12 protein-coding genes are annotated in these 16,899 nt (G+C 34.4%); all 12 read left to right on the plus strand.

The window, feature by feature from the left end:
• The first annotated feature begins 39 nt into the window (after positions 1-39).
• The 12 genes from T335_RS0111725 (at position 40) to T335_RS0111780 (ending at position 16,871) form a co-directional block, all read left to right on the plus strand.
• Entirely contained in the window at positions 40-468 is a 429-nt protein-coding gene (locus tag T335_RS0111725; protein WP_026477724.1) for a CBS domain-containing protein, read from the plus strand.
• A gap of 171 nt (positions 469-639) precedes the next feature.
• Positions 640-2,310 carry a nucleoside kinase gene (locus T335_RS0111730; RefSeq protein ID WP_026477725.1) on the plus strand — a complete coding sequence of 557 codons (1,671 nt, stop codon included), beginning with the start codon at positions 640-642 and terminating at the stop codon, positions 2,308-2,310.
• 70 nt (positions 2,311-2,380) lie between these two features.
• Positions 2,381-3,295: a glutaminase A gene (gene glsA, locus T335_RS0111735; protein WP_026477726.1), complete on the plus strand. Its 915-nt coding sequence runs from the start codon at positions 2,381-2,383 to the stop codon at positions 3,293-3,295.
• Between the two features lie 88 nt (positions 3,296-3,383).
• Complete coding sequence (locus T335_RS0111740; protein ID WP_026477727.1) at positions 3,384-3,962, plus strand: ArsR/SmtB family transcription factor; 579 nt, start codon at positions 3,384-3,386, stop codon at positions 3,960-3,962.
• A gap of 436 nt (positions 3,963-4,398) precedes the next feature.
• On the plus strand, positions 4,399-4,884 hold the full coding sequence (locus T335_RS0111745) for a DUF456 domain-containing protein (protein WP_026477728.1): 486 nt from the start codon (positions 4,399-4,401) through the stop codon (positions 4,882-4,884).
• 3 nt (positions 4,885-4,887) lie between these two features.
• On the plus strand, positions 4,888-5,814 hold the full coding sequence (locus T335_RS0111750) for a DMT family transporter (RefSeq protein WP_026477729.1): 927 nt from the start codon (positions 4,888-4,890) through the stop codon (positions 5,812-5,814).
• 210 nt (positions 5,815-6,024) lie between these two features.
• Positions 6,025-6,564, plus strand: coding sequence for a signal peptidase I (lepB, locus tag T335_RS0111755; RefSeq protein WP_026477730.1), 540 nt, complete (start codon positions 6,025-6,027; stop codon positions 6,562-6,564).
• Positions 6,565-7,036: 472 nt separating this feature from the next.
• The gene (queG, locus tag T335_RS20560; RefSeq protein WP_051569282.1) at positions 7,037-8,095 is read left to right on the plus strand and encodes a tRNA epoxyqueuosine(34) reductase QueG; all 1,059 of its coding nucleotides are present in this window, start codon (positions 7,037-7,039) and stop codon (positions 8,093-8,095) included.
• Positions 8,096-8,253: 158 nt separating this feature from the next.
• Positions 8,254-10,656: a Lon protease family protein gene (locus T335_RS20565; protein ID WP_034328382.1), complete on the plus strand. Its 2,403-nt coding sequence runs from the start codon at positions 8,254-8,256 to the stop codon at positions 10,654-10,656.
• Between the two features lie 477 nt (positions 10,657-11,133).
• Complete coding sequence (locus T335_RS0111770) at positions 11,134-12,321, plus strand: glycine C-acetyltransferase (RefSeq protein WP_026477731.1); 1,188 nt, start codon at positions 11,134-11,136, stop codon at positions 12,319-12,321.
• A 316-nt stretch (positions 12,322-12,637) separates the two neighbouring features.
• The gene (locus T335_RS0111775) at positions 12,638-13,810 is read left to right on the plus strand and encodes an efflux RND transporter periplasmic adaptor subunit (protein ID WP_026477732.1); all 1,173 of its coding nucleotides are present in this window, start codon (positions 12,638-12,640) and stop codon (positions 13,808-13,810) included.
• The gene (locus T335_RS0111780; protein ID WP_026477733.1) at positions 13,797-16,871 is read left to right on the plus strand and encodes an efflux RND transporter permease subunit; all 3,075 of its coding nucleotides are present in this window, start codon (positions 13,797-13,799) and stop codon (positions 16,869-16,871) included. Before T335_RS0111775 ends, T335_RS0111780 begins: the two co-directional genes overlap by 14 nt.
• Positions 16,872-16,899 lie beyond the last annotated feature (28 nt).

Below are 16,899 nucleotides of genomic sequence, written 5' to 3' on the forward strand. Positions count from 1 at the left end.
ACCTAATTATGAATCCATTTATAAGAGGAGGCTATAATTATGAAAGTAAGAGATTTAATGACCACTAATATAACCGCAGCAAATCCTAATACTCCCATTAATGAAGTTGCAAGAACAATGAAGGAATTAAATATCGGGGTGGTTCCAGTATGCGATGACAGTAATCGACCAGTGGGAATTGTAACAGATCGAGATATCGTAGTAAGAGGGTTAACATCTAATATGGCATCAACTGACCCTATAAATAAAGTAATGTCTACCCATGTGATATCTGCAACGCCAGATATGCACGTTCATGAAGCAGTTCGTCTAATGGGGGAAAATCAAATTAGAAGACTTCCTGTGGTTGAAAATGGACGTATTGTTGGAATTGTTGCTATAGGAGACTTAGCAGTTACAAATATCTACGAAGATGATGCTGGACAAGCATTAAGTGAAATTTCCACGCCAAGTAGACCAATGATGTAGCTTTAAATTAAACATACTTTAAAAAGTTCCTGCCTAAAAGCAGGAACTTTTTTAAATGATATAGAAAAAGTAGGGTATATTATATAAGGGTTTAATGATCCAAATAGAAATAATAAAATAAATGCATCATACAATTATATGAGGGCAAATATCCTATAAGGGGGATTTTATATGACAAAATCAAATAATCAAAGCAAAATAAGGGTAGAAATCGAAAACTATGGAACCTTTCACTACGATAAAGGGGTAAAAATAGAAGAAATCTGTCAAGGTTTCCAAAATGAAAAAAACATAGTCGTCGCTGCCCTTGTAGATAATGAACTTAAAGAGCTACATAACAGCTTAGATGATGATACTGAAATGAAATTATTAACAGCAACATCACCTATTGGCTCTCGTATTTACCAAAGAAGTTTAGTATTTGTATTTATAAGGTCTTGTATGGAGCTATTTTCTGGATGCCATGTTTCTGTTGAGCATTCCATTAGCAGAGGTTTATATTGTGAAGTCCATTATAAGCGGGACTTAGAAGCTAAAGATGTAGAACGAATTGAAGAGCGAATGAGGGAAATAATTGAAGAAGATGTTCCATTTATTAAAAGTCGCCTACCTGTAAGTGAAGCTAAGGATATTTTTAGAGATTATCATCAGACAAGTAAAGTTAAACTTTTAAAATATAGAGAAAAACCCTATATTAATATTTATCAGTGCGGATGGCTAAAAAATTATTTTTATGGGTATATGGTTCCTTCGGCTGGTTATTTGAGAAAATTCAAGTTAAAATACTATGCTCCAGGAATCGTCATTCAATATCCTAGAGCCCATAATGGTGGCGAGATACCAGAATTTGAAGAACACCCAAAACTATTTAAGGTTTTTAGAGAAAGTGAAAAGTGGGGAGAGATTCTTGAAATAGATTATGTTGCAGCTCTAAACGATTTAATCGTTGCAAAAAGAGAGGGAGAATTTATTCGGGTACAAGAAGCATTACATGAGAAAAAAATTGCTGAGATTGCTGATTTAATTCAAGAGCATATAAATGAAAAACAGCTAATATTAATTGCAGGACCTTCATCGTCAGGAAAAACCACCTTCGCCCAAAGATTAATGATTCAACTGAAGGTAAATGGGATGAAACCAATTTCTATTTCTTTAGATGACTACTTTGTCAATCGGGAATTAACACCCTTAGATGAAGATGGAAATTTTGACTTTGAATCCCTATATGCTATAGATATAGACTTGTTTAATCGAGATTTAGAAGCATTATTAAAGGGAGAGGAAATACAAGTACCCACCTTTAATTTTCACACAGGACAAAGAGAATATCGTGGGAATAAATTAAAAATTAATCCAGGGCAACCGGTTATTTTAGAGGGTATTCACGCCTTAAATGACGAACTTACAAAATCAATCCCTAAAAATCAAAAGTTTAAAATATATATTAGTGCATTAACTCAGTTAAATATTGATGAACATAATCGTATTCCAACTACAGACTCTAGGTTAATTCGAAGAATTGTAAGGGACTTTAAATATCGTTCAAATGATGCTACTAGAACACTTTCATTGTGGCAATCGGTAAGAAGGGGAGAAGAAAAGAATATTTTCCCTTATCAAGAAGATGCAGATGTAATGTTTAATTCAGCTTTATTTTATGAACTAAGTATTTTAAAGAAATATGCAGAGCCTTTATTAAGGCAAGTAGATCTCACCAGTTCCTATTATTCTGAAGCAAAAAGGTTATTGAAGTTTTTAAGTTACTTTGTAGCCCTTGAAAATGAAATAGACATACCAAGAACATCAATTATTAGAGAGTTTATTGGTGGAGGCGCCTTCTAAAAAGTATTGACTATAAAAATCTTTTAAGATATCTTTAAAAGAGAAACTTAACAAAGGAAGGTGCCATGAAATGGAACAAAAGTTAAGGGATATTTTAAAGACAAATAGAAGTTATATTAACAATGGAAAGTTGCCCACCTACATACCTGAACTAAGTAAGGCAGATAAGAATGCATTGGGAATTTACATTTCTGACTTAAATGGTGAAGAGTATGGCGTGGGCGACTACGAATACAAATTTACAATACAGAGTATTTCTAAAGTCGTGACATTATTATTAGCTTTAGAAGACCGGGGGCCAGAGGAACTATTTCAATTTGTAGGGATGGAACCAACAGGGGATTCATTTAATTCAATGATGAAACTAGAAATTGTTAGTCCCTCTAAGCCCTTTAATCCTATGATCAATGCTGGTGCAATAGCTGTTACATCTTTAATTAAAGGGAGTCCTGAAGAGAAATTTCAACGTATTGTTGATTTATTTCAAAAAATCACTAATAATCCTAACCTTCAAATTAATGAAAACGTTTACCTTTCTGAAAAGAAAACTGGAGATAGAAATAGGGCAATGGCCTATTTTATGCGGGATGTAGGGGTTATAAAAGGGGATGTTGAGAAAAACCTAGATGTCTATTTTAAACAGTGTTCCCTAGAAGTGACCTGTAAAGATATCGCAAGAATAGGTCGATTTTTAGCTAATGATGGAATGTTACCAGAGACAGGAGAAATTGTAATTCAATCTAAACATGCAAAAATTGCTAAGACCTTTATGGTGACTTGCGGAATGTACAATGCTAGTGGTGAATTTGCCATAGAAGTGGGGATTCCAGCCAAAAGTGGGGTTGGAGGGGGGATTATGGCCTTAGTACCAGGGAAGATGGGTATAGGGGTTGTAGGTCCAGCCTTAGACGATAAAGGAAACAGTAGTGCAGGTGTAAAAGTTTTACGCGACATTGCAGACCTATATAATTTATCAATTTTCTAATTATTACAATATTTTAATAAATATTTTGACAAAATGTAAAAAAGACAATATAATTAAAGATAAGAAACTAAAAAAAGGGGACAAATATATGAAGGATATACTAGTACTTAGGGATCTAGAACAAATCAAAGCGATTTCACATCCCTATAGGGTTGAAGTCTTTGGAACTTTTGAAGGTGATCAACCTCAATCGGCAAAGCAAATTGCTGAAAAGTTGGGAGAACCCCATGCAAAGGTTAATTATCATATTAAGAGCCTGTTAAAAGTGGGCATTTTAGAGTTGGTAGAGGAAAAAGTTAAGTCTGGAATAATAGAGAAATATTATCTGCCTGTAGCCCATAAATTAGTAATTGACAAAAGTTTTATGCAAAATATCGATGATGATGTGTTACATTCTATCAGTCAAGCTAGTCTCTCAATTTTTGAAAGAGTAAGCGAAGACTTTTACAAGGCGATCGAAAAAACATCAGGAAGACCTAAGCACATTACTTACCATAACGATTATTACCTTACAAATGAAGAGGTCAAAGAATTAATGCAAAATATTAATGAACTAGTTAAGGATTACCTAAAAGATAAGAAGGACAAGACACGAGAAAATGTAAGTCCATATTCAGTAGGGGTCATGGGAATCCCTAAATTGACCGCTCAAACTAAGCGAGGTTAATATCAAAGACCAGCACACATGCGTATTTGAAAATACGTCGTAGGCTGGTTTTTATAACGAATAGGAAAGTTCAACTTTAATAATTATTTTAAATAAGAGAACTTTACGTAATGAGTTTCAAGATAAGCAGATAACCAATTTAATGGATTAAATTGTGTAAGTCGCTTAGTTTTTTCACCTAAAGTCATCCTATAAATCTTCCGAAGGAAGACTTTGTTCTACTTTTTTCCATCAAATAGATAGTCATTTTCAAATCCTTCATATAAGCATCTGTTACTTATCATCTAATAGCAATTTATTATAAGAATCTGGGAATACTAAAGGAATAAGAATTCATTTTATTCATGTTTAAAGTAGAAACTAGATATTAGAGATGATTATGTAGGGTAAAATAGAGGCTACAATTGAAATTATTCGGCTGGAGATGAATCAATCAATGGATTACTATTTATTAATAAGTGGAATTATAATTGTATTAGGCATAGTTGGGATTTTTACAGCTTTTCTTCCTGGTACTTTATTAGTATTGGCAGGAATAATATTTTATGGATGGTCTACTGATTTTACAGTAATATCCATTAAAATGATAATATTTTTTGGCTTTCTAACATTAGCTGGTATTTTGTTTGACTACTTAGCTTCATTTATTAGTGCTAAAAGATATAACATTTCTACAAAAGGAATCTGGGGAATGCTCTTAGGTGGTGTTGCAGGTTTCTTTATATTAAGTGTCATAGGAATGATTATAGGTCAATTTATTGGAATTTTGGTTGGCGAAATTCTTGCAGGAAAGAACTTTAAAAATTCCATTAAATCGGGGACTGCTAGTTTAGTGGGATATTTATTAAGTACAGTAGTTAATATTATTATTGTAGGTATTATGCTAGGCTATTTCCTTTTTAGACTAGTGGCTAGGGGGTAATAAATGGAAAGTATAAAGAAGGCAACCCAGATCTATTTTATATTGATTATGGGGGTAGTTGGTATTTCATTTTCAGCAATTTTTATCCGCTACACAACGGCTCCTTCAAGTATTATTGCTATGTACCGAATGGGCATTACGTTTTTAATATTCCTTCCCTTTGCAATCGTTAATGGGAGGAAAGAAATAAAAAAGATTAGTAGAAGGGAATATCTATTTTGTGGTATAAGTGGATTTTTTCTTGCACTACATTTTGTGACATGGATTGCATCTCTAAACTATACAACGGTTGCTTCATCCACTATGATCGTCAGTTTGCAACCACTATTTACTGTGGGGATAGGATACTTAGTTTATCAAGAAAGAATTAGCAAAAGGGCTTTAGTTGGAATGGGATTAGCCATAGTAGGGAGTATTTTCATGGGACTAATTAATTACCATGGGGGAAGTGGTAATATAATTGGGGATGGGCTGGCTTTGGCAGGTGCATTTTTTGGTGCCCTTTATATTATAATTGGTAGGGGTATGAGAAAAAATGTTTCTTTATTAACTTACGGATTTATTGTATATGGTAGCTGTACCCTTACATTAGTTTTAATTAATTTAATGATGAAAGTCCCCTTTGCTGGTTATCCTAATCAAGATTACCTGCTGTTTCTATTGATGGCTATTGTTTGTACCATTGGTGGTCATACTGTTTTTAACTGGGGATTAAAGTATATTGAGGCAAACAAGATATCGACCTTCATGTTGGGGGAGCCTGTAGGGGCTAGCCTGTGGGCAATCATATTACTTAGAGAAATACCTAGTAAAGGACAATTTTTTAGTAGTATTATTATCTTATCAGGCCTATGGTTCTTCATGAAGGCATCGGTACAAGAAGAAAAGCATCAACTAAGTAAAGGTGAAATAAGATGTGAAACTAGATAAAGACTACTATTACAGTGATAAGAGCTGTAGTAGTAGATTTTTTTTTATGAAAAATTATCCATTAGAGGGATAAAATAATGAAAAGGAATCATACTAATAGATAGGGTATGATTTCGGATACTTCCAAGTCATACTATTTTATAAAAAATTGATTACTAAATTGTTAATTAATTTTTTAAGAATTTTAATAGGGCAAGGAAGTGTTTCAAAATGAAAAGGTCCAATAGGTTAAGGGAATGGGTAGAAATTATCGTGGTGGCGCTAGTAGTAGCATTGTTAATAGAAAATTATATCTTTGGTTTTGCAGTAGTACAAGGTAGTTCGATGGAGCCAACCATCAAGAATAATGATCGTCTCTTAGTAATAAAATTTGCCTACAATAATAAAGAACCTCAAGTGGGGGATCTAGTTATTTTTACCCCTCCAGGTAATCATAAAAAAGGTGAGTTATTTGTTAAGAGAATTGTAGCTAAAGAAGAGGAACATTTTGCTTTAAGGGAGGGGATTCTCCATATTAATGATGAAGTGGTGGAGGAAGATTATGTCCGTTCTGAAGAATATATTCAGCGAGTATACCCCTTTGTTCAGGGGATTGTACCGAAGAATTCTGTTTTCGTTATGGGGGATAATAGAAATGACAGTAATGATAGTAGGAATTTCGGCTTTATAGAAGAGAAGCAGATTAAAGGTAAGGTTGTTTTAAGGGTTTGGCCCCTTAATGAGATTACAGCATTTGTGGGCAAAAATTAATAATTTACTTTGATATCCATTAAATGAGATAAAAAAACTAGATTAAGTGGATGTATTATGTAATATGTAATATTTCAATTCTAATTCTAAAGAAGCTAATTCATTACATTGATTATATAGATATATATATTTTTATAACGTGTAGGAAAGTGCTTCTTTAATTATTTTAGTATAAAAGAATTTTACATAATGAGCTTCAACATAAGCAGATAACCAATTTAATGGATTAAATTGTGTAAGTCGCTTAGTTTCTTCACCTAAAGTCATCCTATAAATCTTCCGAAGGAAGACTTTGTTCTAAACAGCAGAATCTCTGTAGAGAACTGCTGTTTTTGCTGTCCTTCATTATTCAAAGTCAGATTTCCTTCTTTAAGAGACAAGAAATTATTCTCTTCTTTAAATTTTCCACAAGTATTACACTTTAATTGGCTATAAAGGTGCTATAATAATGTTAAAGAAGGAGTGGTGGAAAGTGGACTTAAAAATAAAAACTAAAACATTTGCTAATGAATTAGGAATAGATTTAATTGGATTCACAACTGCTGAGCCCTTTAAAGACCTAGAATCAATCCTTCTAAGACGCAAAGAATTAGAATATCTTTCAGGCTTTGAAGAAAAAGAACTAGAATTGAGAATAGACCCTAGGAAGACTTTACAGACGGCAAAATCAATTATTGTGATTGGACAATCTTATTATACAGACGAAAGTGAATTATCAAATCATTTGCAAGGGAATAGACCTAAATATTATGGGGAATTGGCAAGAACCGCATGGGGTAAGGACTACCATCTTGTTTTACAGGAAAAATTAAGGGCGTTGGGAGACTTCTTAGAAAGTCAAGTTGAAGGATTTCAATATAAAGCCTTTGTTGATACAGGTCCATTAGTAGATCGACATGTGGCCTATCGAGCGGGATTAGGTTGGTATGGTCACAATTCAACCTTAATTAATGAAAAATACGGATCATGGTTTTTTATCGGTTATATGATTACTAATCAGGAATTTGAACCAGATCAACCCATGGATAATCAATGTTTAGGATGCAATCTATGTATTAAAAATTGCCCTGCTGGAGCCATTGAGGAAGGATTTCTACTTAATACGAATAAATGCCTTTCCTGTCAGCTTCAGAAGAAAGGAAATATACCAGAAGAAGTACGGGGTAAACTTGGAAAAAGCCTCTATGGCTGCGATATTTGTCAGCTAGTTTGTCCCCATAATAAAGGAGTAAAAAACACCGCTGTTAGAGAATTTATTCCTTCAGATAGCAGTCATCTGATAGACTTAGTTGCATTATTGGATATGTCAAATAAAGAATTTAAAGTATTGTTTCAAGAAAATGCATCTGGCTGGAGAGGAAAAAAAGTGCTTCAAAGAAATGCCATCATAGCCTTGGTTAATCAGGGAGATACTGAAGCTATAAAATACCTACAACCCCTTTTAAAAGATCCAAGACCAGAGATTAGAGAATATGCTGAATGGGGGATAAGGGTATTAATAGAAAAGAATCATTTTCCAGTTGAGGAATAACTAAAATAGGAATCATTAATGCTTTTCGTTAATGATTTCTATTTTTTTGATCTATTGTCACCAAATCAATATTTAAATACTAATATAAAAATATGTAGAGTAAGGTGTCCATCGTGAATATGATGGTAGTAGTTACTATGTAATAGAGGAGGGAGAATATGAAAAAAAATCCATTGGAATTATCTTATCAACAGCTAAAAAAGATATGTGATATAAAGGATTTTGATTTCGTAACCACTGATGAGGTACCAATTATAGAAGGAATGATGGGGCAAAAAAGAGCTGAGGAAGCAATGCAGTTTGGCTTAGGGATAGAGCATAATAGTTATCACATGTATATAAGCGGACCGAAGGGGACAGGAAGGACCAGCTATGCAAAATCTTTAATTCAAAAATTAGCAAAAGAGAAGCCAGTGCCAGATGACTGGTGCTATGTCTATAGTTTTCAACAACCAGATAAAGCGATTGCCCTAAATCTTCCAGCCGGTAGAGGTAAGGTATTCCAAAAGGATATGGAGGAAATGGTAGAGGATGTAATCATTCAAGTGTCTAAAGCCTTTAATAGTGAAGATTATGATCGACAAAGAAATGAAATCTCTAGAATTTATCAAGATGAAAAAAATAGATTATTAAATTATTTAACTGCCTATGCAAAGGAAAGAAGTTTTATAATAAAAATAACCAGTACTGGCTTTGCCTTTAAGCCAATGCATAAAGATAAAGAACTAACAGAAGAAGAATATGATCTATTAGATGAACAGGAAAAAGACCATATGGAGGAATACCTAGAAGAAGTTCAGGAGGCAGCTTTAGATGTTTTAATTAAAATTAAAAACGTCGAGAGAATGGCTAAAAAAAGGTTGCTTCAGTTGGAAATGAAGGTAGGTTTGTTTGTCGTTAATCCCATTATACAAGAACTAGTAGATACCTATAAAGATTGCGAGAAAGTGGTTAGATACTTAAGAGCTGTAGAAGAGGATATAATAGAAAATATTTATCAATTCGTCGTTGAAGAAGACGATCTTCTTAATTTATCTGAAAAGATTGAAGGAGAGACGGCACTAAAGAAATATCAGGTAAATCTTTTTATTGATAATAGTAATACAGAAGGGGCTCCCCTAATTATGGAGTTTAATCCAACTTTAAATAAACTGTCGGGTTCGGTAGAATACATTAATAGCAATGGTGTACTTAGAACTAGCTTTTTGCATATCAAATCTGGTGCCATTCATTCGGCTAATGGTGGTTATCTGATGATTGAAGCGACAAAATTACTTACTAACCCCTATTCATGGGAGACCCTAAAAAGAATATTGCAAACGAAAGAAATCACCGTAGAAAATATGGGAAGTCAGTTGGGAATTATGGATGGAAGCACCCTTAAATTAGAGCCAATTCCAATACATTTAAAAGTGGTGTTGATTGGAAGTGAACAATTATATTACTTGCTCCATCATTATGATGAAGATTTTCAAAAATATTTCAAGATATTAGTAGATTTTGATCAAGAGATGGAGCGAAGTAAAGAAAGTGAGCTTAAGATGGCTCAATTTATTAGTTGTTATACAAAAACTAAAAAATTACGTCCCTTTGATAGAGAAAGTGTTGCTAAAATAGTTGAGTATAGCGCTAGACTGACGGGCAATCAAAATAAATTGACCACAAGATTTACTAAAATCATAGAAATTATTGTTGAAGCTGATCGATGGGCAGCAATTGAAAAGAGAGAAGCTATTGGGGCAGAACACATTAAAAAGGCTATAGAACATAAAAGATATCGAAACGGGAAATATCAAAAGAAAATTGAGGAAAACTTTGAAAATGAAGTAATTCTAATTGATGTTAAGGGGGAAAAAGTAGGGGTTATTAATGGCCTCTCAGTCCTTTCTATTGGAGAGTATTCCTTCGGTAAACCAAGCGTCATCACCATTACAACAAGTACGGGAAGAGAAGGGATCATCAATATAGAACGAGAAGTAAATTTAAGTGGAGAAATCTATGATAAAGGGGTGCTCATTCTAACAGGATTTATGTTAGAGAAGTTTGCCCAAGAAAGACCTTTGGCCCTATCGGCTAGAATTTGTTTCGAACAGTCCTATGGTGGGGTTGATGGTGACAGTGCCTCCAGTGCAGAACTATATGGTCTGTTATCCAGTATTTCTGGATTCCCAATAAAACAACATATTGCTGTTACTGGTTCTGTAAATCAAAAAGGATATATTCAACCGGTTGGAGGTGTAACTGAGAAGATTGAAGGATTCTATCAGTTATGTAAGCTAAGAGGGTTAACAGGTAATCAAGGGGTAATGATCCCCTATCAAAATATAGAAAATTTAATGCTTTCTGATGAAATTGTTGAGTCGGTTAAAGAAGGGGAATTTCATATCTATGCTGTTAAACATGTAAATGAAGGAATGGAGATTATTATGGGAGTAGCCCATGAAAAAATTTATGATGCTGTCAATAAAAAGTTAGACCAATATTATAATAACCTTAATAAAAAGGTAGGTTCAAAACAGAGTACAAAGAGGAAACCAAATCAAAATAATGAAGAAAATTGAGCAATATCATAACGATAAATTTATATAGGGTTTATGCAAAGATGAAAGCTGAGGCAGGATTGAACTCTAATCGGTGAAGTTTTTACTTTGCATCATATAGAATATAAAATTAATTAAGCAACTTTCTTTATGAATAAAAATGAGTAGTAATTGATAGAAACTATATCTTAAAGATTTAGAGTTAAGGTATAGTTTCCTTTTTATACGATCTATAAATTTTTCTCAATAAATTACTCTAGGAAAAAAAGCTTCAAAAAAATAAAATATTTAAACTTTAGTAAAAAAGAAGATATTTCCTCAAAGATGTGGTATCCTATGGTTGGAGTTATTTTTTACTACATAAATCTACATCTTCTGAGACTAAATCAGGCATATTTTAACCTAGTAGAAATAATCGTTTTACATGAATTAGTTGATATTTTCAGCTAAATAAGGTTAATAATATAAAATAGATAAAAATACAGAGGAGGAATAAAGATGTCTAATATTCATGAATTAAGTTTTTTAAAGGAAAAAATTCAAGAACTAAAAAATGATGGTGTTTATCGTAAGTTACCTATTTTAGAAGGTGCTAATGAATCAGAGGTAATTTTAAATGGAAAAAGTGTTATTAACCTATCTTCTAACAACTATTTAGGCTTCGCTAACCATCCTAGATTAAAAAAGGCTGCTATTGAAGCTGTTGAAAAGTATGGCGTTGGTTCTGGAGCAGTAAGAACAATTATTGGAAACATGGATATCCATGAAGAAATGGAAGTGCTTTTAGCACAATTTAAAAGAGAAGAAGCAGTAATGACCTTCCAATCTGGATTTAACTGTAATGCAGGGACAATTCAAGCTGTAACAGAAAAGGGAGACTTAATTGTTTCTGATGAATTAAATCATGCTAGTATTATTGATGGTGCTAGATTAAGTAGAGCTGATAAAACAGTTTATAAGCACTCAGATATGAATCATCTTGAATCAGTATTAAAAGAAAATAGAGATAAGTATAGAAATATCTTAATTATAACAGATGGCGTATTCAGTATGGATGGGGACCTTGCTCCTTTACCTGATATTGTTAATTTAGCAGAAAAATACAATGCTATGACATATGTTGATGATGCCCACGGTTCTGGTGTACTTGGAGAAAGCGGAAGAGGTACTGTAGACCACTTTGGACTTCATGGTAGAGTTGACTTTACAATAGGTACATTATCAAAGGCTATTGGTGTTGTTGGAGGTTATGTAGCAGGAAGTGAAACCATGAAGGATTGGTTAAGTCATAGAGGAAGACCACTATTATTCAGTACATCTTTACCACCAGCAGCAGTAGGTTCTATTATGGAGGCAGTTAGATTGTTAATGAGCACGACAGAGTATACAGATCGCCTATGGGATAACGCAAGATACTTCAAGTCAAAAATGAGTGAATTGGGCTTTAACATTGGAAACAGTGCAACGCCAATTACACCAGTTATCGTTGGAGAAGAGTCTAAAACAATGGAATTCAGTAGAAAGTTATTTGAAAATGGTGTGTTTGTATCTGGAATCGTTTTCCCAACAGTGCCAAAGGGTACAGGAAGATGTAGAGTAATGGTTACAGCTGCCCACACTAAAGAACAGTTAGATCGTGCTGTAGAAATCTTCAAAAAAGTTGGAGAAGAAATGGGCTTAATTTAATTAATAGTACTTAATTATTATATTTTGGTTAATTTTATATGAGGTAATTGCATAATTAATATTAGATTTATATTAATGCAAAATAAAAACATTACAGCTTAGTTATTAAATTTTCATAACGAATATAAACTAAGAATTATATAGTGTTATGCAATTTCGTCTACTATACAGAGGACCAGTCTTCTAAGTATTTTACTTAGGGGGCTGGTTTTTTCTGTTCCAGATTTTAGAATAGTGATTTAGTCTTGCTTTAGTTTAATTTCGCCAAAATTTGGTGATATTAAAAAGTAGAAAAGTACATCGGGAGGGTTGTCAGATGGGTAAAAAAACTTTGCAAAAAATGGCTTTAATACTAGCTTTAATACTAGTGTTGGTAGTTACATTAAACGGTTGTAGACAACAAGCCAGGCCAGAGGTAGATGAAAGAACTACTGTGGAGGTTATAGCGGTAAATCGGAAGGAAATTGTAGATGTTGTTACCCTGCGGGGACAGCTAAAACCAAGGGAAGAAGTAATGGTGATAGCTAAAACTCCTGGTCTTAAAGTAACTCAGCTAGCTGTAGAAATTGGAGATGAAGTAAAGGTAGGTCAATTCCTTTTTGAGCTAGATAAGACATTAGCTAGAAAACAAGTAGAGCAAACAAAAATGAACTATGATATTGCAAGGAGAAGTTATACCCAACAACGACAATTACAAGAGAATAATAAGCCTCAGATGGAGGACCTTGAAGATAGTCTTTCAGTTTTTCAAAATATGACAAGAGTTCCTTCTCAATATCAAGAGATGTTAAATCATAACCTAGAGGCACAAATGGCCCAGCAAAAGGAATTAGAAGTTGCACAGGCAACAGCTTCAGCTCAATTAGAACAAGCTAGAATGGCCTACGTAAATTCTTTAGAGCAATTAGGTGAATTAGAATATTTTGCACCAATAGCTGGGGTAGTCTCTCAGCTAAATATCGAAAAAAACCATATGATACTAAATAACAGCCCAGCCCTTGTCATTTCAAATATAAATGAGCTAAAGGTTACCCTATCAGTTTCTTCAACTTTATTAAATAGTCTTGAACGGGGAGGAAGGGTTACGGTTAGGCAGGGGCAAAAGGAGTTTGATGGGGTTATTAAAACCATTAACCCAATTACAGATTTAAGAAGTAACCTACATACTGTAGAAATAGTGGTTGATAATAGGGAAGGTAAAGTAACCTCTGGTGAGTTTATTCTAGTTGACATAGAAGGAGCAAAAAAAGAAAATGCTGTCGTAGTACCTAAAGCTGCTTTAGTAACTGAAGGAAAAGATACCTTTGTGTTCATTGAAATAGACGGGATGGCAAAAAAAAGAAAAGTAGAATTGGGAATAGATGCAGGAAGTGAAGTTGAAATTATTGGAGGATTACAGGGGGGAGAAGTTGTGATTATAAAGGGACAACATTTTATTGAAGATGATACACCCGTTATAGTTAGGGGGAAAAGTAATGAAGATTATTAGTTGGGCAGTAAAAAAATCAGTTTCAGTAATTATGCTGATGGCCTTGATCATTCTTCTAGGTAGTGTATCTATTTTTAGACTTTCGATGGACCTTTTACCTAAAATAAATGTACCAGTGGCTTTAGTGAATATACAGTATCCCGGAGCAGGTCCCCATGAAATAGAAAATTTAATTACTAGGCCAATAGAAGAAGCAGTAGCCACCGTCCATAATATTAAACGGATTAACTCAACCTCATCGGAGGGTAGTGCTACAGTAGTAATTGAGTTTAATCAAGATACGGATATGGATTTTGCTACATTAGAAATGAGAGAGAGAATTGATTTAGTAAAAAACTATCTTCCAGAGGATGCGCAGGCACCAATTATTTTGAAAATAGACCCAAATGCCCTACCCATCATGACATTGGGTGTAGGTGGTCAGCAAGATTTAAGCCAATTACAGGAAATAACAGAAAACAGAATAAAACCACGGTTAGAGCGATTGGAAGGGGTGGCTTCAGTCTCGATTACTGGGGGCTATCAAGAGCGGGTAGAAATCGTTGTAGACCCAGCAATACTACAATCCTATGGTATAACCGTAGATCAATTATCTGGGATTATTAAGGCAGAAAATATTAATTTGCCTGCTGGCGAAGTTTTTGATGGTGAGAGTAAAAGGTTATTTCGTACTATGGGGGAATTTGAAACCATCGATGAGCTTAAAGAACTACCTATTCCCCTGCCAACAGCCGTCACAGTTCCTTTATCAGCCTTGGCATCAGTTAATCTTACAACAGGGGAATTACAAGAAATTGCAAGAATGGATGGTCAAGAGAGTATACGGATCACCCTTCAAAAACAATCGGTGGCTAACACTGTTAGGGTAGCCAACCGGGTTAATGAAGAAATTAAGCTGTTGAATGAAGAAATCAATGGAGTTGAGATTAAACCGATTATAGACCAATCTACCTATATTAAAAACTCAATTGCGAATGTTGGCAAGACAGCTATTTATGGTGGTATATTAGCTGTTATTGTCCTCTTTTTATTTTTAAGAAACTATCGAAGTACCATTATCATTGCACTAGCCATCCCGATATCAGTACTAGCAACTTTTTGTTTGATGTTCTTTTTTGATATGACATTAAATCTATTATCCCTAGGGGGCTTTGCCTTAGGGGTGGGAATGTTGGTGGATAATGGCATTGTAGTAACTGAAAATATTCACCGATTTAGAGAAGAGGGAAATGATGCCGAAAAATCTTCAATAAGGGGAGCTCAAGAAGTTGCAATGGCAGTAACGGCTTCAACATTAACTACATTAGCCGTTTTTTTACCCATCGTTTTTGTTGAAGGTATGACAGCTCAAATTTTTAAAGAATTAGCGTTAACTGTAACCTTTGCCCTTTTAGCATCTCTGTTAATCTCCCTAACCCTTGTACCAATGTTGTCTTCCCGTATATTGGAAAAAGAATTGCCAGTTGAAGGGAATAAAAGAAATTTTATTTTTAGAGGTTTTGATAAGGGAATGGAGATTACCCATCATTATTATAAAAAGATTTTAAGAAAAAGCCTAAAGCAAAGACCTTTAGTATTAATTATTGCCTTAGCTATTTTTCTTGCATCGGTAGGGATATTAATGCAGGTAGGAGCTGAGTATTTTCCGGCCTTTGACGAGGGTACTTTTACAATTAATGTAATGCTACCCCATGGTTCCACCCTTCAGCAGACAGAAGAGGTTGTTAGTGAAATTGAAGCTATCGTAAAACAATATGAAGAAGTAGAGGCCCTATTTACCAATATTGGCGGAAGTGATGGTTTGTTCCATTCCCAAAGCAAAAGAAGTAATAGAGCTTCAATTGATGGTAAATTAGTGCCTCAAGGACAACGTAAGCAAAAAACAAATGATCTAGTTGACGATATAAGAAGGGATTTAAAGATCATTGCCGGGGCAGAAATTAATATTACTAGTACATCTTCTATTATGTCAATGGGCTTCGGTGGCACCAGCTTAGAACTGGAGATTAGGGGAGACGACTTAGATGAACTTAATAGAATTGCCAATGATTTTACGGCAATGATAGAAGAAATTGAAGGAACACGAGAGGTAGAGTCAAATTATATAGAAGGGCCACCCCAAATCGGGATGAAAATAAATCGTTATGTAACATCTAGGTATGGCCTACAAGCATTTCAAGTTGGGTCAATTGCCCGTATGATCTTACAGGGGGCTACTGCAACAAGGTTGAAGATTGATGGAAGAGAATTAGAAGTTGTTATTAAGGGGGAGCCCTATCTGCAGGAGAGCATAGGAAACTTTATGCAAGTGGCAATTGCTTCACCCTTAGGAGTAGCAGTTCCTTTAGAGGAACTAGTCACTGTACAAAGTATACAAGGTCCCACCAGTATTAGAAGGGTGGATCAAGTTAGAGCCATCACGATTGAAGCTGACATCATAAATCGAGATCTAAATTCTGTGATATCTGAAATTGAGGGGGAAATTAATGACTATTCCTTACCTGCAGGGTATACGTATCGATTTAGGGGAGAACAAGAACAATTGGTGGAAGCATTTGAAAGCTTGATTTTAGTGGTTATATTAGCTATATTATTGGTATATATGATATTAGCAGCACAGTTTCAATCACTACTACATCCCTTTACCATTATGTTTTCGGTTCCATTAGCTTTTTCTGGGGGAGCCATTGGACTATTGGTTGCTGGTCGACCCTTAAGTGTGCCAGCCATGATTGGTGCTGTTGTTTTAGCAGGTATTGTTGTCAATAATGGAATTGTATTAATAGACTATATTAATATATTGCGTTTAAGGGGGAATCAAAGGGAAGAGGCCATCATTACAGCAGGGTATACAAGACTAAGACCAATTTTAATGACCACCTTTACAACTATCTTAGGACTCATTCCTTTAGCAATTGGCATGGGGGAGGGGGCTGAAGCTCAGGCGCCAATGGCAACGGTTGTAATAGGAGGGCTCTTATCAGCAACAATTCTTACTTTAGTAGTGATACCAGTAATTTATACAATATTTGATGATTTAAAAATGAAATTTCAATCTTAATAGATTGTCCCTCCAAAACTTGGGGGAA

Origin of the sequence: Alkaliphilus transvaalensis ATCC 700919 (assembly GCF_000621485.1) — a bacterium.
GTDB lineage: Bacteria > Bacillota > Clostridia > Peptostreptococcales > Natronincolaceae > Alkaliphilus > Alkaliphilus transvaalensis.

Excerpts from the sequence above, each read along its gene's own strand:
- T335_RS0111725 (WP_026477724.1), top strand. The coding sequence starts at position 40 with ATGAAAGTAAGAGATTTAATGACCACTAATATAACCGCAGCAAATCCT.
- T335_RS0111730 (WP_026477725.1), top strand. The coding sequence starts at position 640 with ATGACAAAATCAAATAATCAAAGCAAAATAAGGGTAGAAATCGAAAAC.
- glsA (WP_026477726.1), top strand. The coding sequence starts at position 2,381 with ATGGAACAAAAGTTAAGGGATATTTTAAAGACAAATAGAAGTTATATT.
- T335_RS0111740 (WP_026477727.1), top strand. The coding sequence starts at position 3,384 with ATGAAGGATATACTAGTACTTAGGGATCTAGAACAAATCAAAGCGATT.
- T335_RS0111745 (WP_026477728.1), top strand. The coding sequence starts at position 4,399 with ATGGATTACTATTTATTAATAAGTGGAATTATAATTGTATTAGGCATA.
- T335_RS0111750 (WP_026477729.1), top strand. The coding sequence starts at position 4,888 with ATGGAAAGTATAAAGAAGGCAACCCAGATCTATTTTATATTGATTATG.
- lepB (WP_026477730.1), top strand. The coding sequence starts at position 6,025 with ATGAAAAGGTCCAATAGGTTAAGGGAATGGGTAGAAATTATCGTGGTG.
- T335_RS20565 (WP_034328382.1), top strand. The coding sequence starts at position 8,254 with ATGAAAAAAAATCCATTGGAATTATCTTATCAACAGCTAAAAAAGATA.
- T335_RS0111770 (WP_026477731.1), top strand. The coding sequence starts at position 11,134 with ATGTCTAATATTCATGAATTAAGTTTTTTAAAGGAAAAAATTCAAGAA.
- T335_RS0111775 (WP_026477732.1), top strand. The coding sequence starts at position 12,638 with ATGGGTAAAAAAACTTTGCAAAAAATGGCTTTAATACTAGCTTTAATA.
- T335_RS0111780 (WP_026477733.1), top strand. The coding sequence starts at position 13,797 with ATGAAGATTATTAGTTGGGCAGTAAAAAAATCAGTTTCAGTAATTATG.